General features: G+C 71.9%; 15 protein-coding genes and 1 pseudogene. 9 read left to right on the top strand and 7 right to left on the bottom strand.

Going from position 1 to position 18534, the window contains the following annotated elements:
* The first annotated feature begins 35 nt into the window (after window positions 1–35).
* From ACWGDE_RS13135 to ACWGDE_RS13120, 4 genes are all read left to right on the top strand, one after another.
* Window positions 36–2588, top strand: a complete 2553-nt coding sequence (locus ACWGDE_RS13135) for a discoidin domain-containing protein (protein ID WP_453389056.1) — start codon at window positions 36–38, stop codon at window positions 2586–2588.
* 177 nt (window positions 2589–2765) lie between these two features.
* Window positions 2766–4580, top strand: coding sequence for an ABC transporter ATP-binding protein (locus tag ACWGDE_RS13130; protein ID WP_453389055.1), 1815 nt, complete (start codon window positions 2766–2768; stop codon window positions 4578–4580).
* Window positions 4581–4598: 18 nt separating this feature from the next.
* On the top strand, window positions 4599–5543 hold the full coding sequence (locus ACWGDE_RS13125; RefSeq protein WP_453389054.1) for an NAD-dependent epimerase/dehydratase family protein: 945 nt from the start codon (window positions 4599–4601) through the stop codon (window positions 5541–5543).
* 164 nt (window positions 5544–5707) lie between these two features.
* Window positions 5708–6055 (top strand): hypothetical protein, encoded by a 348-nt coding sequence (locus ACWGDE_RS13120; RefSeq protein WP_453389053.1) that lies wholly within the window; start codon window positions 5708–5710, stop codon window positions 6053–6055.
* Window positions 6056–6086: 31 nt separating this feature from the next.
* Here the strand turns inward: ACWGDE_RS13120 and ACWGDE_RS13115 are convergent.
* The 3 genes and pseudogenes from ACWGDE_RS13115 to ACWGDE_RS13105 form a co-directional block, all read right to left on the bottom strand.
* Window positions 6087–6896 (bottom strand): annotated as a pseudogene (locus ACWGDE_RS13115) (exo-beta-D-glucosaminidase); the annotation flags it as partial.
* A gap of 80 nt (window positions 6897–6976) precedes the next feature.
* Window positions 6977–8152 carry an RNA-guided endonuclease InsQ/TnpB family protein gene (locus ACWGDE_RS13110; RefSeq protein WP_453389052.1) on the bottom strand — a complete coding sequence of 392 codons (1176 nt, stop codon included), beginning with the start codon at window positions 8150–8152 and terminating at the stop codon, window positions 6977–6979.
* Window positions 8153–8293: 141 nt separating this feature from the next.
* Window positions 8294–8989 carry a glycosyl hydrolase 2 galactose-binding domain-containing protein gene (locus ACWGDE_RS13105; protein WP_453389051.1) on the bottom strand — a complete coding sequence of 232 codons (696 nt, stop codon included), beginning with the start codon at window positions 8987–8989 and terminating at the stop codon, window positions 8294–8296.
* 136 nt (window positions 8990–9125) lie between these two features.
* Here ACWGDE_RS13105 and ACWGDE_RS13100 point away from each other — a divergent pair, with 136 nt between their 5' ends.
* Window positions 9126–9740 (top strand): DUF6434 domain-containing protein, encoded by a 615-nt coding sequence (locus tag ACWGDE_RS13100; protein ID WP_453389050.1) that lies wholly within the window; start codon window positions 9126–9128, stop codon window positions 9738–9740.
* A 99-nt stretch (window positions 9741–9839) separates the two neighbouring features.
* Here the strand turns inward: ACWGDE_RS13100 and ACWGDE_RS13095 are convergent, their stop codons facing one another.
* Window positions 9840–10964, bottom strand: a complete 1125-nt coding sequence (locus ACWGDE_RS13095) for an MFS transporter (protein ID WP_453389069.1) — start codon at window positions 10962–10964, stop codon at window positions 9840–9842.
* A 144-nt stretch (window positions 10965–11108) separates the two neighbouring features.
* Between ACWGDE_RS13095 and ACWGDE_RS13090 the strand changes: the two genes are divergently transcribed.
* From ACWGDE_RS13090 to ACWGDE_RS13080, 3 genes are read left to right on the top strand one after another with little or no spacing between them, the layout of a single operon-like run.
* Window positions 11109–11858 carry an AraC family transcriptional regulator gene (locus tag ACWGDE_RS13090; RefSeq protein ID WP_453389049.1) on the top strand — a complete coding sequence of 250 codons (750 nt, stop codon included), beginning with the start codon at window positions 11109–11111 and terminating at the stop codon, window positions 11856–11858.
* A 49-nt stretch (window positions 11859–11907) separates the two neighbouring features.
* Complete coding sequence (locus tag ACWGDE_RS13085; protein ID WP_453389048.1) at window positions 11908–12648, top strand: hypothetical protein; 741 nt, start codon at window positions 11908–11910, stop codon at window positions 12646–12648.
* Between the two features lie 56 nt (window positions 12649–12704).
* Window positions 12705–13727: an enoyl-CoA hydratase/isomerase family protein gene (locus ACWGDE_RS13080; protein ID WP_453389047.1), complete on the top strand. Its 1023-nt coding sequence runs from the start codon at window positions 12705–12707 to the stop codon at window positions 13725–13727.
* A 280-nt stretch (window positions 13728–14007) separates the two neighbouring features.
* Here the strand turns inward: ACWGDE_RS13080 and ACWGDE_RS13075 are convergent, their stop codons facing one another.
* Together ACWGDE_RS13075 and ACWGDE_RS13070 are read right to left on the bottom strand one after the other, a co-directional pair.
* Window positions 14008–16266 carry an ATP-binding cassette domain-containing protein gene (locus tag ACWGDE_RS13075; protein WP_453389046.1) on the bottom strand — a complete coding sequence of 753 codons (2259 nt, stop codon included), beginning with the start codon at window positions 16264–16266 and terminating at the stop codon, window positions 14008–14010.
* A 64-nt stretch (window positions 16267–16330) separates the two neighbouring features.
* Entirely contained in the window at window positions 16331–16744 is a 414-nt protein-coding gene (locus ACWGDE_RS13070; protein WP_453389045.1) for a VOC family protein, read from the bottom strand.
* Between the two features lie 103 nt (window positions 16745–16847).
* On the opposite strand from ACWGDE_RS13070, the gene ACWGDE_RS13065 reads away from it, so the two are divergent.
* On the top strand, window positions 16848–17621 hold the full coding sequence (locus ACWGDE_RS13065; RefSeq protein ID WP_453389044.1) for a TetR/AcrR family transcriptional regulator C-terminal domain-containing protein: 774 nt from the start codon (window positions 16848–16850) through the stop codon (window positions 17619–17621).
* Between the two features lie 10 nt (window positions 17622–17631).
* On the opposite strand, the gene ACWGDE_RS13060 is transcribed toward ACWGDE_RS13065, so the two are convergent.
* Window positions 17632–18534 (bottom strand): SDR family oxidoreductase (locus ACWGDE_RS13060; protein ID WP_453389043.1); only part of this gene is annotated, 903 nt, incomplete at its 5' end.

The raw sequence follows: 18534 nt of genomic DNA, 5'->3' as shown, positions 1-18534 counted from the left end.
CCGTAGCGGTTCACGGTTCGCCCCTGGAGGTTCGATTGCAGCCCGGACGCGTCCGCGCCCTGTCCCGAGCCGTACGCCGCTCCCGGCTGCTCATCGGCTTCGCCCTCGGCTCGCTGCTCGTCGGGCTCACCCCCTGGCTCGGGGTGGCGAGCACGGGGCCGGGCGCCCACGGTCCGACACCCCGGCCGGCGCCCGGGCCCTTCGAGCAGCAGACGGCGAAGGTGTCGCCGCACCACGGCGTGGCCCCGGCGAACGCCATGGAGCCGACGGCTCCCGTCCTCGACCGGACCGGATGGACCGCCACGGCGAGCGACGAGGAGACCGTCGGCGAGAACGGCCGCGCGGCCAACGTCCTCGACGGCAACACGGCCACCATCTGGCACAGCAAGTGGACGGGCACCCCCGCCCCGCTGCCGCACAGCATCACCATCGACATGCACCGCACCGCGGTGGTCTCGGCGCTCGTCTACCAGCCCCGCACCAACGGGACCAACGGGCGCGTCGGTGAGTACGGCATCAGCGTGAGCGCCGACGGCCAGAACTGGGGCAGTCCGGTCGCCACCGGCACCCTCGCGGACGACGGCGCTGCCAAGACCCTCGGATTCGCCCCGCAGGGCGCCCGCTTCGTCCGGCTCACCGCCGTCACCGAGGCCGGCAACCGCGGTCCGTGGACCTCCGCCGCGGAGATCAACCTGCTCGGCGACCCCGGAACCCCGGCCGCCACCGTCGACCTGCCGCGTACCGGATGGACGGCCGCGGCGAGCGACGAGGAGACCACCGGGGAGAACGGCCGCGCGGCCAACGTCCTCGACGGGGACGACGCCACCATCTGGCACAGCAAGTGGACGGGCACCCCCGCCCCGCTGCCGCACAGCATCACCGTCGACATGCACCGCACGGCGGCCGTCTCCGCCCTGGTCTACCAGCCCCGCAACAACGGCCCCAACGGGCGAGCCGGTGCGTACACCGTCACCACCAGCACCGACGGCACGACCTTCGGCGCACCCGTCTCCGCGGGCACCTGGCGCGACGACGACACCGTCAAGACCGCCACCTTCACCCGCACGGAGAACGCCCGCTACATACGTCTGACCGTGACCAGTGAGGCCGGCAACCGCGGGCCCTGGACCTCCGCCGCCGAGATACGCCTGAGCGGCCCGGCCAACCCCGTCGCCCACGGCTCCTGGGACCGGATCACCGGCTTCCCCCTGGTGCCGGTGGCCACCGCCGTCCTGCCGGGCGACAAGCTCCTGGCCTGGTCGGCGTACGCGGTCGACCGCTTCGGCGGCAGCAACGGCTACACCCAGACCGCGATCCTGGACCTGAAGACGGGCAAGGTCACCCAGCGCCGCATCGACAACACCGGCCACGACATGTTCTGTCCGGGCATAGCGATGCTCGCCGACGGCCGGGTCCTGGTCACCGGCGGCAGCAACGCGGAGAAGGCGAGCATCTACGACCCGGCCACCGACGCCTGGTCCGCGACCACCAGCATGAACATCGCCCGCGGCTACCAGGCCATGACCCTGCTCTCCACCGGCGAAGCCTTCGTGCTCGGCGGATCCTGGAGCGGAGCCACGGGCGACAAGGCCGGCGAGGTCTGGTCCCCGGACACCCGCACCTGGCGCACCCTCCCCGGAGTTCCCGCCGCCCCCGCGCTGACGGCCGACCCGGCCGGCGCCTACCGCGCCGACAACCACATGTGGCTGCACGCGACTTCGGGCGGCAAGGTGCTCCAGCTGGGCCCGAGCAAGCAGATGAACTGGATCACCACCGGCGGGAACGGGAGCATCACCTCCGCCGGTAACCGGGCCGACAGCCAGGACGCCATGACCGGCAACGCCGTGGCGTACGACATCGGCAAACTGCTCACCCTGGGCGGCTCGCCCGCATACCAGAACACGCCCGCCACCCGGCGCGCGTACACCGTGAGCATCGACGGCGACCAGGTCCAGGCCGCGCGCACGGGCGACATGGGCTACGCCCGCGCCTTCGGCAACAGCGTCGTCCTGCCCGACGGCAAGGTCGCCGTGTTCGGCGGGCAGGCGTACCCCGTGCCGTTCAGCGACGCCACGTCCGTGCTGACCCCCGAGCTGTGGGACCCGGCGACCGGAAACTTCACCCCGCTCGCCACCATGGCCATCCCGCGCAACTACCACAGCGTGGCGAACCTGCTGCCCGACGGGCGGATCTTCTCCGGGGGCGGCGGCCTGTGCGGAGACTGCGCCACCAACCACGCCGACGGGGCCGTGTTCACACCGCCGTACCTGCTCAACGCGGACGGCTCGCTCAAACCGCGCCCCGTCATCACCGGCGGCGTGCCGCCCCGGGCCGCCGCCGGCGCCTCGCTGACCGTCGACGCCCAGGGGTCGGTGGCCTCCTTCGTCCTGATGCGGGCCGCGGCCGCGACCCACTCCACGGACAACGACCAGCGGCGGGTCCCGCTCGTATCCACAGCCTCGGGCAACGGCACGTACACGGTGTCCATCCCGGCCGACAAGGGCGTGGTCCTGCCGGGCACCTACATGCTCTTCGCCCTGGACGCCCAGGGGGTACCGAGCACCGCCCGGTTCATCACCGTCTCCTGAGCCGCCTCGTCACCCGAGCAGACTCCTGGCCGAGAAAAACGCTTGGACCGAGCGGGCGCCGTCGCGGGACACTTCGGTTTCCCGGAGCGACGGCATCCGCTCGGACCGGAGCTCCGTACGGCCGCTGAGGCAACGGCCCGCGCGGCCGGGCCTCTCCTCGGAGAACACAGGGTTGGCATGGGATCGCCTGAATCGCGTCGAGTCTTGCCGGGCAAGGGTCCGGTTCTCCTCGTACTTCGATATTACGGACGGGAGTTGGCCCGGCTGAAGAGGCTGGCCATCCCGGCGATGCTGCTCCCCGCGGTGGGCAACATCGGCATCAACTACATCGCTCCGCTCGTCGTGGCGAAGCTCGTCGGCCGCATCGCGGGCGACCTCGCGGACGGCGCCGCCGGCATCGGCGCCACACTGCCCTACGTCCTCGCCTTCGGCGCCGTCCTGCTGTTCTCCGAGGGGTTGTGGCGCGTCGGACTGCACTGCCTGAACCGCCTCGACGCGCTGGGCATCGAGCGCATGTACGTCACCGGAATGGACGAACTCTTCGCCAAGGACGCCTCGTTCTTCCACGACAACTTCGCCGGATCGCTGACCAAACGGGTCCTGAGCTTCGCCTCGCGGTTCGAGGAGCTCGTCGACACGCTGACGTTCTCGGTCGTGGGCAGCTTCGTTCCGCTGATCTTCGGATCGGTGGTGCTGTGGCACTACGAACCGCTGCTCGTCGTCGGGCTGTTGGCGATGATCGCCCTGACGGCCCTGTGCGTGGTGCCCCTCATCCGGCGCCGGCAGGCGCTCGTCGACCAGCGCGAGGAGGCGCTCGCCCGGGTGTCGGGCCACGTCGCCGACAGCCTGATGAACATGGACACCGTCCGGGCCTTCGCCGCCGAGGAGCGCGAGGCCGCCGAGCACCGCTCCCGGGTCGCGGCCTCGCGGCTGCTCATGCTGAGGTCGTGGGACTACGGGAACCTGCGCATCGACACGCTGGTCGCACCCATGTCCGTACTGACCAACGCGCTGGGCCTGCTGCTGGCGGTCGCGCTCGCCGGGGACGGGCGGGGCGTGGAGGCGGTCGTCGTCGCGTTCACGTACTACTCCAACGCCACGCGGATCATGTTCGAGTTCAACCAGATCTACCGCCGCCTGGAGAGCTCGATGACGGAGGCCGCGCAGTTCACGGAACTGCTGCTCGAGCCGCCCACGGTGCTCGACCCGCCGTCCCCGGAGCCGCTGCGGTCCAAGGACGCCGACGTCCGCTTCGAGGGGGTGACCTTCGCGCACGGGGGCGCGGAGCCGCTCTTCGAGGACCTGGAACTGGCCGTGCCCAGCGGGGCGAAGATCGGGCTCGTCGGCCGCTCCGGCGGAGGCAAGACCACGCTCACCCGGCTGCTGCTGCGCATGACGGACATCGACGCCGGCCGCATCATGATCGGCGGCCAGGACATCAGCAGGCTGCGCCAGGCGGACCTGCGCAGCATGATCGCGTACGTACCCCAGGACCCGGCCATGTTCCACCGCACGCTGCGGGACAACATCGCCTTCGCCCGCCCGGACGCCACCGACGCCGAGATCCGCCGCGCTGCCGAGGCCGCGCACGTCACGGAGTTCGCCGACGGGCTCGCGGACGGCTTCGACACCATGGTGGGCGAGCGCGGCGTCAAGCTGTCCGGCGGACAGCGCCAGCGGGTCGCCCTCGCCAGGGCGATCCTGCGCGACGCGCCGATCCTGCTGCTCGACGAAGCGACCAGCGCCCTGGACTCCGAGAGCGAGATCCTCGTCCAGGAGGCGCTGTGGCGGCTCATGGAGGGGCGGACGGCGCTCGTGGTGGCGCACCGCCTGAGCACCGTCGCCACCATGGACCGGCTCGTCGTCCTCGACCGCGGACGGATCGTCGAACAGGGCACGCACCAGGAACTGCTCACCTCGGCCGGCGCCTACGCGAAGCTCTGGCAGCACCAGTCGGGCGGGTTCCTCGGCGGAACGCCCAGGCCGGCCTGACCGGGTTAGTGTGCGGAAGTGAGCATTCATGTTGTCATCGGATTCGGGCCCGCCGGGGCCGCCACCGCCCGGCTGCTGGCCGAACAGGGCCGTTCCGTAAGGGTCGTCACGAAGTCGGACCGCAGCCCGGAGCCGGGGATCGAGCACGTCGCCGTCGACGCGGCGGACGGCGAGCGGCTGACCGAGGCCGTCAAGGGCGCGGAGGCGGTCTACGCCTGCGCGGCGCCGCCCTACCACCGCTGGGCGGGCGAGTGGCCTCGGCTGACCTCGGCGGCCTGCGCCGCGGCCGAGGCGACCGGCGCCGTACTGGTCATGCTCGGGAACCTCTACGGCTACGGCCCGGTCGACGGGCCCATGACGGAAGGGCTGCCGCTCGCGGCGACCGGCACCAAGGGCCGCGTGCGCGCCGCCGGCTGGGAGCAGGCACGCGCCCTGCACGAGCAGGGGCGCATCAGGGCGGTCGAGGTGCGCGCCTCGGACTTCTTCGGGCCCGGCGTGACCGACGGCGGCCACCTGGCCGGGCGGGTCGTGCCGCAACTGCTGCGCGGGAAGGCGGTCTCCACGCTCGGGGACCCGGACGCCCCGCACAGCTGGACCTATCTGCCCGACGTGGCCCGGGCCCTGGTCGAGGTCGCGGGCGAGGAGCGGGCCTGGGGACGGCCCTGGCACGTGCCGACCCTGCCCCCGCTGTCCTTCCGGGAGATGGCGGACCGCCTCGCCGCCCGCTCGGGAACGGCGCCGGCCGTCGTACGCAGGCTCCCCCCGGCCGTACTGGCAGTGGCGGGCCTCTTCTCCCCGCTGCTCCGCGAACTCAAGGAAGTCCGCTACCAGTTCGACCGTCCGTTCGTCCTCGATTCGAGTGCCTACGAGGCCGCGTTCACCGTCCGGGCCACCCCCGTCGACGAGCAGGTCGAGGCGACCGTGGACTGGTGGCGCGCGCGACTGGCGGCAGACGCGGGGTGATCGCCCCGATCCGCCCCGGCTCATCTCCTTGCCGGGGCGGCGGAACTCGCCGACGATGCTCCAAGGCCCCGGCCTGTCCGGATTCCACCGGGCCCGGCCGGGGCAACGGCGAACAGGGAGAGACAGTGGCAAGACACAGCAGTCCGAGGAAGCGTTCCGCAGCGGTGGCATCGACGCTCGTACCGCTCTTCGTAGTCGCCGGGCTGATGCTCGGCCCCGCGGCGACCGCCAACGCGGCCGCGCCGGCCGTCCGGCAGGCTTCCGTCACGACGGCGCTCCCGCAGAGCGTGCTCCCGGCCGGTGCCGGAGTGGCGACCGGGGTCCAGGCGTCCACGTCCTCCCAGGTCCAGGTCACCACCGGGGACAAGAAGAAGGACAAGAAGAAGAGCAAGAAGAAGAAGGGCAAGAAGGGCGGGTTCCTCAAGACCCTCATCATCATCGTGCTCGTCGTCATCGTGCTGCTCGTCCTCGCGTACGGGATCCGCATGGCCCTGCGCCGCAGGTCCGGCTGACCGGTCCGCAGCGGCCCGGACAGGGCCGGCGCTACCCGCGGGCGTCGACGGTCGCCTGCGGGGTGTTCCAGCCCGAGATCCTCAGGCGCGGAGCCGACCCGCGCAGATCCGCCGTCCGGTAGGTCGCGGTCAAGGTGACCGACTCTCCCGGCCAGAGGCTGACCTGATTGTCGGACCACCGGACGGGCAGGACCGGCGCGCCCTGGTCGTCGACGAGATGGACGTCGGTGAGCAGGGCGGGCGCGCCGCCCGAGCCCGTACCCGTGCCCGTGTGGCGGAGCGTGACGGTGGTGGTGGAGGTGCCGCTGCCGTCCGTGCCGTCCCTGCCGTCCTGCGGCGCCGTGCTCGTCGTCGCGGTGGCGGACACCGGGGCCGCGGGCATGGAACGCAGGCCCGTGAGGTCCGCGTAGGCGGTGGTCGGGGTGTGGTACCAGTCGGTGGCCGCGTAGTCGAGGACGTCGGCCCGGGTCGACAGCCAGTACACGTTGCGGCTCACCTCGCGCCCGGCGCCGTCGCTGAGGACCAGCCGCGCCAGGTAGGTGGCGGGCAGCCCCTCCACCGCGGCGGGCAGGGTCAGTACGGTCGTCTTCGCGCCGTCCCCGCCGACGGCGATTCCGGACACGCTCCGGTCGTACTCGGCCGCTCCGGCGGGCGTGAACAGGGTGACCCGCGCGGTCAGCCCGGAGGCGGCCTCGTGCCGGCGGTTGACCACGGCCACCGTACGGTCGTCGTAGGAATACTGGACGTGCAGCGGCTCGTTCGCCTTCTTCGCGCCGAAGTAGGCGCCGTTCTGGTCGAGGTGACGGTCCACCAGTTGCCAGTGGAGCGAGGTCCATCCGCTGGCCAACTACCCGATCCTGAAGGACCGGGCTTGGAGGTAGCGCCCAACTGGCGGTTGGGTGGGCTCCTCCGTCCAGCACCTCAGGTGGGTGCAGGGGCGTGTGACTCCGCCCCGCTTCGCCACAGCTCCAGCGCTCGTGCGCGGATGTTGTGGGAGGAATTGAGGTCTGCGTGATCAATGAATCCGCACGACCGGCAGGCGAACCGCCCCTGGGAGACTCGGTTCAGCTTGTCCGTGTGCCCGCACTCCGCGCACATGCGCGAGGTATGGGCGGGGTCGATGAACAGGAGGGGGACTCCGGCGCGCCGCGCCTTGTATGCCACGAACCGTCCGAGCTGGGCGAAGGCCCAGGAGTGCAGCGCGCCCCGTTGGGGCTTGCGGAGCCGTACCCGTTGGCGGATACCGGCAAGGTATTCCATGCCGATTCCGCGCCCGGTGCGTTCAGCCTCGGTCACGATGCGCTTGGAGATGATGTGGTTGGCCTCGGTCGCCTTCCGCTGCTCCTTGCGGCGCTGCCGCTTGAGTACGCGCTTGGCTGACTTGGTGCCCTTCTTCTGGAGCTTCGCCCGCAGGGCGAGCTGGCGCCTGCGGTAGCGGTTCAGCTCACGTCCGGCGTGGATCTCCCCGTCGGACGTGGTGGCGATGTTGACGATGCCGAGGTCCACGCCGAGGAAGTCGACGGGCTCGTACTGCTCGGCCTCGGGGATCTCGCAGGTGGCGATCAGGAACCACATGCCGTCACGGTGGACGAGGTCGGACTCGCCCTTGCGGTACTTGGCCAGCAGCTTTCGGGCCTGTCCGGAACACGCGAACCGCACACCTCGGATGCGCCCGGCGGTGGTCCAGATGGACACGGTCTGCTCGTCAAGCTGCCAGGAAAGACAGCGATCGTCGTACGGCTGTGCCGCATCCGGGCGGAAGGTGATCGGCTTGGACTCGGCCTTGGTCCGGCGCTTGCTGCTCGGCCTGCCCAGGTTCCCAGCCCGGATGTTCGCCCGAAGGGTGGTGTAGGCGTCGGCGACCTTGCGCAGCACGTGCAACGCGGGCTGAGCCGAGAGACCCCGAACCTTGAGGTCGTGGTAGGCGAAGCCCTGCAACGCCTTACGCGATGCCTCGCCCCGCCGATGCGCCTCACCGGAAAGCCAGTTCGCCGCGTCGTTGGCCGTGCGCAGGGTCGCCTCGAGCGCCGTGGCCACCTCGGGCGACGGTATGAGCTTGACCTGCACCACAACCTTCACGCGGATCACCGTAGCCATAACATCGTGTCCTCAAGGGCGTGTCTGCGTACTACCTCCGAAAGGAGTACGCCGACCACATTCGCAAGCACCTGTGGGGCGAACACTTCTGATCCCCGTCTTACCCTGCCGCCTCCACAGGCGGCGCGCCCCTCACCGCCGTCAAGGAGTGCCCATGTTCGCGTCGGGCGGCGGCTGCAACCAGTCGAGCCAGCCGGCCGTGAGGTGCATGAGCGGGTTGTTGGGCCGGATCCGGAAGGCGACGCTGTTGGCGCCCGCCCGCACGAGGGAGGTGATGTCGAGCTCGTGGTGGGTGTACGCGCCCGCCACCTCGGCGGCGGTCGCGATCTGCCGGCCGTTGACGAAGACGTCCGCGGCGGAGATCACCCCGCTGAAGTCCAGGTAGGTGCGGGCGCCGGTGTCCACGAGGGAGAACTCGGACCGGAACCACCACGGAACGGTGAACTCGGCCGGGGGAACGGCCTGTTGGTTGGTGGAGTAGAAGGGGTCGCGGTACGTGCCGTGGGCGAGGAGGGCCGCGAGCACGGTCGCGCGCGGCCCGGCCCGGTACCAGTCCTTCGCCGCGTAGCCGGGCGTGGACACGGCGGCCGCCGTGTCGGAGACGCGGGCCGTCGACTGGACGGAGTAATCCGACAGCGGGGTGGCGCTCCCGGGGTCGGCGGCGACGGCGGTGACCCGGACTCCGGAAGCGGGCCCCGGCGGCGGAGCCGACTGCGGGGCGGCGGGGACCGGCGCGAGGGCGGTCAGCGCGCACAGCAGCCCGATCACGGCCAGGACGCGGAGGCGGGGGCGGAGGCGGGCGCGGAGACGGGTGCGGGCCGGTCGGTGGTGGAGCACGGCGCTCTCCGGGGAGGCTGGGCGTCACGTATCGCCCCGACGGTAGACCCGCGCGGGGTGCGACGGCGGACCGGCGCGCACGGGGGCACGGAGGCTCGGAGGCTCGGACGGTCCGAGCGAACCTTAGAATGGGAACATGAGTACGAATGACCCCTCTGCCGCCGTTCCCGATGCCACTGCCGGGGCCGAGGGCGAGGCGCGGCCGCCCCTGAGCCCGGCCCTGACCGGGGCGGAGCTGGCGCGCTGGTACTGGACGCTGGCCGAACTGTCGGCGCTGGCGCGGCAGATGGGCCTGTCCGCCGGCGGCGGCAAGGTGGCCGTCACGGCGCGGATCGTCGCGGCCCTGGACGGAGCCCCCGCACCCGCCGCCCCGGCGGCCCGTCGCGCGGGCCGCCAGCTGGCCGCGCCCGTCGGGGCGGACTCGGTGATCCCGCCGGGCCAGCGGTGCAGTCAGGTGCTCCGCGCGTACTTCACGCGGGAGATCGGCCCCGGCTTCCACTTCGACGCCTTCATGCGGGAGTACGTGGCCCAGGGCGCGGGCCGGACCCTCGGCGAAGCCGTGGCCCACTGGCACGCCACCCGCGCCCGGGCCGCCCGGCCCCAGGAGATCGGCACCCAGTTCGAGCTGAACCGCTTCCTCCGCGACTGGCATGCCCGCCACCCGGAGGGCACCCGCACCGAGGCCCTGGCGGCCTGGAGCGCCCACCGCTCCCGGCCGCGGAGCGCGGGTCCGGAGGACGGGCGGAACTGAGGGGCGGCACCGGGGGCGGCTGCGGTCCGGCCGGCCGGGGCTTCCCCGTCAGTCCCGCGCGGGGGCGGCCTCCGGGACGGCCGGCTCCGGTACTTCCGGCTACGGCACGGCCGGCTCCGGGAGGCGGCGGGCCAGGGCCCAGGCCAGCAGGGGGAGTACGGCCAGCGGGAGCAGGGCGGTGCGGAGCGAGGCCGCGTCGGCCGCGGCTCCGATCAAGGGGCTGGCGAGGCCGCCGACGCTGACGGTCAGGCCCAGGGTGACCCCGCTCGCGGTGCCCATGCGCGTCGGGAGGTAGTCCTGGCCCAGGGTGACCTGGAGGGAGAACGGCGCGTACAGCGCGGCGGCGGCGAGCGCGGAGCACACGTACACCAGGGGCAGCGGCAGGAAGAGGATCCCGGCGATGGCCGGGACCGCGGCCGCGTACGAGCGGTGCACGGTGGTGACGCGGCCCCAGCGCGCGGCCAGCCGCCCGCCGAGGAGGGTGCCGCCCGCACTTCCCGCGAAGAGCGCGAACAGGGCCACCGCTCCGGCGGTTTCACCGCCGCCGCGCTCGCGGACGTACAGGGCGATGAAGGTGCTCAGGCCGATGAAGACCACCGAACGGACGACGACCACCAGCGAAAGGCGCAGGAACGCACGCCAGTCGTCGACGGGTTGCGGGGTGGTGTCAGGGGATCTCACGGGTGCTTCGGCCGAAGTCTTCCCGGAAGGCGGCCAGTTGAGGAGAACGCCCACCGCGGCCGGAAGGGCGAGGAGCCACCAGCCCGCCGGCCCGGGCAGGGCCAGCGCGGCGACGACGAGGAGCGGCGCGCAGGCGAAGCCGATGTTGCCGCCGAGGGCGAACCAGCTCATCGCGCCGTGCCCGGAGCCGCCCATCGTACGGACCAGCCGGGCGGCCGCCGGGTGGTAGGCGGCGACGCCCAGCCCGGACAGGGCGACCGCGGCGAGCGTGGCCGGGTACCCGGCGTCGAGTCCGACCAGCGCCACGCCGAGGCCGGCGGCCGCGGTGGCCAGCGGGATCAGCCAGGGCATCGGCCACCGGTCGGTGAGGGCGCCGAACAGCGGCTGGACCACCGAGGAGAGCAGGGAGGCGGCCAGCACGATCCCGGAGGCCGTGGCGTACCCGTACGCGCGCTCGGAGACGAGGAAGGGCACGAGCGCGGCGACGGCGCCCTGGTAGACGTCCACGCAGGAGTGCCCGGCGGAGAACGCGGCGGTACGCAGCCGACCAGACGGGCCGGGCGGGCCGGAGGGCGAATGCGCACGAGGTGTGGGCAGGGCCGCGGAAAGGGGTGTCGTTGAGGTTGAGGTCACCGACCGAGGATCACTCTCCCCGGGTGCGGCCCGCTTCCGATAAATTGCCGGGTGATGCAGAAAATCCGCCACACCCCCCGCGCGGCGACGAGCGTCCGCGAGCTCGACACCCACAACGGCATCGATCCGCACCGCCACGACGACCACCAGATCTGCTACGCCGGATCCGGGGTGGTGTCCGTCACCACCGACGCGGGCACCTGGGTCGCGCCGACCACGCGCGCCCTGTGGATCCCGGCCGGAACGGTGCACGAGCACCGGGCGTTCGGCCGCGTGGACCTGCACTGCGTGGGCCTGCCGACCCACCTCAACCCGCTCCCCCTCACCGCCCCCGCCGTACTCGCCGTCGGCCCGCTGCTGCGCGAGCTGATCCTGGCCTACACCCGGGCCCCGGAGGACGGCAGCGCGGAGCGGCGCCGCATGCTGGGCGTCCTGCTCGACCAACTGCGGGCCTCCCCGCTCCAGCCCCTGCACCTGCCCGCCCCGGCCGATCCCCGGCTGGCCGCGGTGTGCGGACTGCTCCACGCCGACCCGGCGGACCCGCGCGGCCTGGCGGAACTCGCCGCGGCATCAGGCGCGGGCGCGGGGGAGCGGACCCTGAGCCGCCTCTTCCGCGCCGAACTGGGCATGACCTTCCCCCAGTGGCGCACCCAACTGCGCCTCCACCACGCCCTGCGCCTCCTGGCCGCGGACACCCCGGTCACGACGGTGGCCCACCGCTGCGGCTGGTCCTCGGCAAGCGCCTTCATCGACGTCTTCCGCCGCGCCTTCGGCCACACCCCGGGCACCCACACCACGCACTAGCCCGGGGCCCCGCCCCAGCCGGCAGATCCCTACCGAACGGGACGTATCAGTGACATACAACCTCCTCACCGTTGATGCCATCCGGACCGAGGTCATGGCTGCCGCACTCGCAGGATGTCTCGGCATGGCTGTCGGTGATGTGGAGATCGTTGACCCCGACGGCGACCCCGACGTTCCGAACTGGCATGCGCCCGTGCGGCCCTCCGAGGCCGAGGTTGCCGCGGGACTGGCGAAGGGCACGGCGACTACCGTTCTCTTCCCCGCCGTTGAGGCGCCACCCAGCGCGTACTGGGCGGCGACGCCGGAGGGGTTGCTCACCCGAGCCCGGCTCGAACCCTCCGACGACGAGCCGCCGTTGTTCGAGGTGACTGCCGTTGAGGCGGCGTTTCCTCAGCTTCCCCACGCGATCGTGACGCGATTCGACGAGATCGTACGGGAGCATCGGCCGCCGAACCCCGTGGCCGAGGCCTTCAAGGCATCGGTGGGGGAGCGGGTCATCGTGCAGATGGAGTCCGGGTGGGCGCCCTTCGGGTGGTACCCGGCCGGCCTCTACCGGGAACGGCTGGAAGCCCGCGACCAGCTCGCCGTCGGGCGTGCCCGACTGCCGCATGAGGTTGCCGAGCTGCTCGACAAGGCTTTGGAGGGATTGGACAGGCGGTTCGTTGCAGCGACGGAGCCAGACCCGTCGGGGAGCCTCCGCCGTGAGTTGAAAGGCGCGTCCGCCGAACCGGTCGCTGTCGGCTGGTGGTGGCAGCGCCGTCCGCACCCCACGCCCTGGGGAGAGGTCTGATTCCGAGAGGGCTGGCCTGTTCTCGGGCTCGGCGGGGGACGGGGCACACTGGGTGGGTGACTAGCGACGATGACGGTGTGGTGTGTGGGCGCGACGGGCTGACTGGGGTGATCACCCTTGATCGGCCTCGGGCGCTCAATGCGCTGACCCATCCCATGGTGCTGCGGATCCATGAGGCGCTGCGGCGGTGGGAGGGGGATTCTGCCGTTGAGCAGGTGGTCATTCGGGGGGCCGGGGAGCGGGGGCTTTGTGCCGGTGGGGACATTCGGGCCATCCATGACGATGCCAAGGCCGGGACCAGGGAATCTGTTGCGTTTTGGCGGGATGAGTATCGGCTCAATGCCTGCATCGCTCGGTACCCCAAGCCTTACATCGCCCTCATGGACGGGATCGTCATGGGGGGCGGGGTCGGGGTGTCCGCGCACGGGAGCGTGCGGGTGGTGACCGAGCGGTCCCGGGTTGCCATGCCCGAGACGGGGATTGGTTTCGTGCCCGATGTGGGTGGGACCTATCTGCTTTCCCGTGCGCCCGGGCGGCTCGGGATCCATCTTGCTCTGACCGGGTCCGCCGTGGGGGCCGCCGATGCGGTGTTGTGTGGGCTGGCCGACTTCTTCGTGCCCTCGGAGCGGCTGGGCGTGTTGACCGGCGAGCTTGTCGGTGCTCCCGTGCGTGAGGTGATGGCGCGGTACGCCGCCACCCCCGAGCCGGGGCGACTCGGGGAGTGGCGGGAGCGGATTGACCACTGTTATGCCGCCGACAGTGTCGAGGAGGTTGTCGAGCGGCTGCTCGGGTGCGGGGAGCCTGCGGCCAAGGAGGCCGCCGAGACGATCCTCGCCAAGTCGCCTACCGCGCTGAAGGTGACCTTGGAAGCGCTGCGGCGGGCCGCCGGTCTTGAGGGGCTGGAGTCCGTGCTGGAGCAGGAACTCCGGGTGTCCGCCAACATGTTGGCCTCGCCCGATCTGGTGGAGGGGATCCGGGCGCAGGTCGTCGACAAGGATCGCAATCCGCGCTGGTCCCCGGCGACCCTCCGGGAGGTTGACGGGGCCGACGTCGAGCGGTTCTTCGCCCCGATCGGATAGGCACCCGGGCGGGGCGGGGCGGGGCGGGGCGGGGCGGGGCGGCGCGGGGCGGGGCTTGGCGGCCGGGAGCCCGGCGCCAGGCGCCAGGCCGCCGGGTCGGTCGGCTGTCGGGCCGGCCCGCCTGGCTCATCAGGCCCCGCCGGCTGCCGGGCCGCCGGGCAGGCCCGCCGCCCGGTTGGCCGGCTGCCCGGTCGCCTCCCTCCCCCTCCCTGCCTACCGGCCCGCCTGCCTGCCGGACCGCCTGGCTGATCTGGACCCGCCCGGACGCAGGGCCGCCCCGTTACCCGGCCACGTACTCGCGCAAGTGGCGTGCCGTCAGGGTGTCCGCGTCGGCGACCAGCGCCGTCGGGGTGCCCTCGAAGACGAGTTCGCCGCCCGCGTGGCCGCCGCCCGGGCCGATGTCGATCAGCCAGTCGGCGTGGGCCATGACCGCCTGGTGGTGCTCGATGACCACGACCGAGTTGCCGTCGTCGACGAGGCGGTCCAGCAGCGCGAGCAGCTTGTCCACGTCCGCCATGTGGAGCCCGGTCGTCGGCTCGTCCAGGATGTAGGTGGCCGACTTCTCCGCCATGCTGATGGCGAGCTTCAGGCGTTGGCGTTCGCCGCCCGAGAGGGTGTTCAGGGGCTGCCCGAGGCGGATGTAGCCGAGGCCCACGTCCGCGAGGCGGCCCAGGATCGCCCTGGCCTGGCCGGTGGTGAAGAACTCGTACGCCTCCGCCACCGGCATGTCGAGGACCTCGCTGATGTTCTTGCCGTGGAGGAGGTAGGTGAGGACCTCGGGCGTGAAGCGCTTGCCCTCGCAGCGCTCGCAGACCGAGGCCACTCCGGCCATCATCGCCAGGTCCGTGTAGACCAGCCCGAGCCCGTTGCAGTGGGGGCAGGCGCCCTCCGAATTGGCGCTGAAGAGGGCTGCCTTGACCCCGTTGGCCTTGGCGAAGGCGGTCCGGATCGGGTTCAACAGGCCCGTGTACGTGGCCGGGTTGGAGCGGCGTGAACCGCGGATGGGGGACTGGTCGGCGACCACGACCCCGTCGCGGCCGGCCAGGTGGCCGTGGATCAGCGAGCTCTTTCCGGAGCCCGCGACGCCCGTCACCACGGTCAGCACCCCGAGGGGCACCTCCACGCTGATGTTCTTGAGGTTGTGCAGGTCGGCGTCCTTGATGGACAGGTGTCCGCGAGGGGTGCGCACCGACTCCTTGAGTTTCGCCCGGTGTTCGAGGTGGCGGCCGGTGAGCGTGCCGGAGGTGCGGAGCCCGGCCACGTCGCCGCTGTAGCAGAGCTGTCCGCCGGCGGTGCCCGCGCCGGGGCCGAGGTCCACGACGTGGTCGGCGATCGCGATCACCTCGGGCTTGTGCTCCACGACCAGCACCGTGTTGCCCTTGTCGCGCAGCCGCAGCAGCAGGTCGTTCATGCGCTGGATGTCGTGCGGGTGCAGCCCGGTGGTCGGTTCGTCGAAGACGTACGTGATGTCCGTGAGCGAGGACCCGAGGTGCCGGACCATCTTGACCCGCTGGGCCTCGCCGCCCGACAGGGTGGCGCTGGGGCGGTCCAGGCTGAGGTAGCCGAGTCCGATCTCCACGAGGGAGCCGAGCAGTCCGCGCAGGTTCGCCACCATCGGGGCGACGGACGGGTCGTCGATCCCGGCGACGAACTCCGCCAGGTCGCTGATCTGCATCGCCGAGCACTCGGCGATGTTCACCCCGTCGATCCGCGAGCCGAGGGCCGCCGCGCTCAGCCGGGTGCCGCCGCAGTCCGGGCAGTCGGCGAAGATCACGGCACGGTCCACGAAGGTCCGGATGTGGGGCTGCATGGACTCGCGGTCCTTGGCGAGGTAGGTCCGGCTGATCTTGGTGATCAGGCCCTCGTAGGTGAAGTTGTTGGAGCCGACCTTCACCTTCACCGAGGGCTTGTGCAGGAAGTCCGCCCACTCCTTCTCGGTGAAGTCCTTGAGCTTGGTGTCGGGGGAGTAGAACCCCGAGCCCGCCATGATCTGCCAGTACCAGGAGTCCACGGCGAAGCCGGGAACGGTGATAGCGCCCTCGTTGACGGAGAGTTCGCGGTCGACGAGCTGGTCCACGTCGATGTCGGAGACCTGGCCGACGCCCTCGCAGCGCGTGCACATGCCGTCGGGGGTGTTGAAGCTGAAGGCGCTCGACGTGCCGATGTGCGGGGTGCCGAGGCGGGAGTAGATGATCCGGAGCATCGTGTAGGCGTCGGTCGCGGTGCCCACCGTGGAGCGGGAGCCCGCGCCCATCCGCTCCTGGTCGACGACGATGGCCGCGCTGAGGTTGTGCAGCCCGTCCACGTCCGGCCGGCCCAGGCTCGGCATGAACGACTGGACGAAGGCCGTGTACGTCTCGTTGATCATGCGCTGCGATTCGGCGGCGATGGTGCCGAAGACGAGCGAGGACTTCCCGGATCCGGAGACGCCGGTGAAGACGGTGAGGCGGCGCTTGGGTATGTCGAGGGAGACGTTCGCGAGGTTGTTCTCGCGGGCGCCGCGGACCTGGATGACCTGATGGTTGTCGGCAAGGCTCATGGGTGGTTCTCAGTCCTCGATTCCTGGTGCTCGGTGCCTGGTGCTCGGTGCCTGGTTCCGGTCCTCAGCCGTGGTCGGCCGCGGCGAGGGACGCCCCGGCCTCCGCGTCCACCCAGTCCACGATCTCGACGACCACTCCGCCCGGGCCCGTCACCAGGAACACGCGCTCGCCCCAGGGCTCCACGCGAGGCTCCATCGTGATCGTGGCCCCCTCCGCGCACAGCCGCTCGTACTCGGCGGGCAGGTCGGCCACGGTGAACGCGAGGAGCACTCCGGCGGCGCTCTGCCCGCGCAGCTCCTCGGGCAGCACCTCCAGACCGCGCCGTACGAAGACCACGTTCGGGCCGTCGGGGTGGGAGAGGGCGGCGAAGCCGTCGGCGGCCATCGTTTCCTGGAATCCGAAATGCCTGGTCAGGAAGGTGGCAGAGGCAGCTGTGTCCTCGACGGTCAGGCATGTGGTGGCGCTCGCGATCCGCATGTCGTTCCTCCTGTATCGTGGCTCGGAGTTTCATTATACATAGTATTCTATACGGCGTAGAGAATTGTCGTGCGGAGTGCCGGAAGGCTGGAAGGAGCCGGGCATGGCGAAGGACCGGAGCGGGGCGGGCGACCCCGTCCGCACACTGGAGCTGCTGTGGCGCGAGCCGGGGCAGGGGGCGCCCAGCGGGCGGCGCGGACCCAAGCAGGGGCTGACCGTGGACGCCGTCGTCGACGCCGCGATCGCGCTCGCCGACGAGGCGGGCGCCGCCGACCACGCGGGGCTGGCCGCGCTGACCATGCGGGCGCTGGCCCAGCGGCTCGGGGTCACCCCCATGACCCTCTACACGTACGTCCCCGGCAAGGCCGAACTGCTCGACCTGATGCTCGACGCGGCGTACCTGGCCATGGAGCGCGGCGCGCCGGGCCCGGCGGAATCCTGGCGCGAGCGGATCACCCGCGTCGCCGACGACAACCGCGCCCTGCTGCTGCGGCACCCGTGGATCGCCGAACTGTCCGTCACCCGACCCCCGTTGGGCCCCGGACTGATCGGCAAGTACGAGCACGAGCTCGCGGCCTTCGACGGCATCGGCCTCGGCGACGTGGAGATGGACGCGGCCCTGACCCACCTCCTCGGCTTCGTCCACGCCAACGCCCTGGCCGCCGCCGACACCGCCGCCCACAACGCCCGCCAGAGCGACCAGGAGTGGTGGGAGGCCAGCGCGCCCGTGCTGGAGCGGGCCATGGACCCCGAGCGCTACCCCCTCGCCGGGCGCGTCGGCGGCACGGTGGGCGCGTACGACCCCGAGACCATCTGGGCCTTCGGCCTGCGCTGCGTCCTCGACGGGATCGCCCGGCTGGTGGAGAAGGGGGAGTAGGCCGTGCCGCCTACCGGTACCCGGTGGTGTCCGCCGGCCGGTCGGGGTCCTGGACCTCGACCATGTACCGCCAGGCGTCGGGCCGGCTGCCGTCGAGGTCCGTGAACCCGTAGACGCCGGCGAGCTGCCCGCTGGAGAGCGACTGTCCGTTCCAGCGGGACACCTGCGGGTCGGCGGCCAGCGCCGCCACCGCGCGCCCGACGTAGAACGGGGTCTCCGAGATCCCGAAGTGCGGGACCTTCTCCAGGGCGTCGCGCCAATTCGCCTCGGTGACGCCGAAGTTGTCGAGCATCATCTCCGAGCGCAGCCAGCCGGGGGTCAGCGCCACCGCGGTCGCCCCGCGGGGCCCCACCTCGTGGCCCAGGGCGAACGCCATGCGCAGCACCGCCGACTTGGCGATGTCGTAGAAGAACGAGTTCCGGTAGCGGGTCGCGTTGTACTCCGCCGTGCCGTCCGTCATCTCCACCACCAGGCCGCCCGGTTCGCGCAGCAGCAGCGGGAGCGCGTAGTGGCTCGTGACGGCGTGGGTCTCCACCGCCAGTCGCAGGAGCCGCAGCCCGTTGTCCAGGTCGTGCTCCCAGACGGTGCTCTCCCATTCGAAGAGCCGCTCGCCGCCCCAGATGTCGTTCACCAGGACGTCCAGGCGGCCCTGTTCGGTGTCGATCCGTTCCACCAGCGCCCGGACCTGCTCCGGCACCAGATGGTCAGCGACCACGGCGATGCCCCGACCACCCGCCGCCGAGACCAGCTCGGCCGTCTCCTCGATCGTCTCCGGCCGGTCGTACTCCGAGCGCCGGCCCCGCGTACTGCGCCCGCTCACGTACACCGTCGCGCCCCGCGCGCCCAGCTCGACCGCGATGCCGCGCCCCGCGCCCCGGGTCGCCCCGGCGACCAGGGCCACCCTGCCTTCGAG

This window comes from Streptomyces sp. NPDC054956 (genome assembly GCF_053609185.1).
Note: the sequence above shows the minus strand (reverse complement) of the source record. Positions and strands in the feature narration are given on the sequence as shown.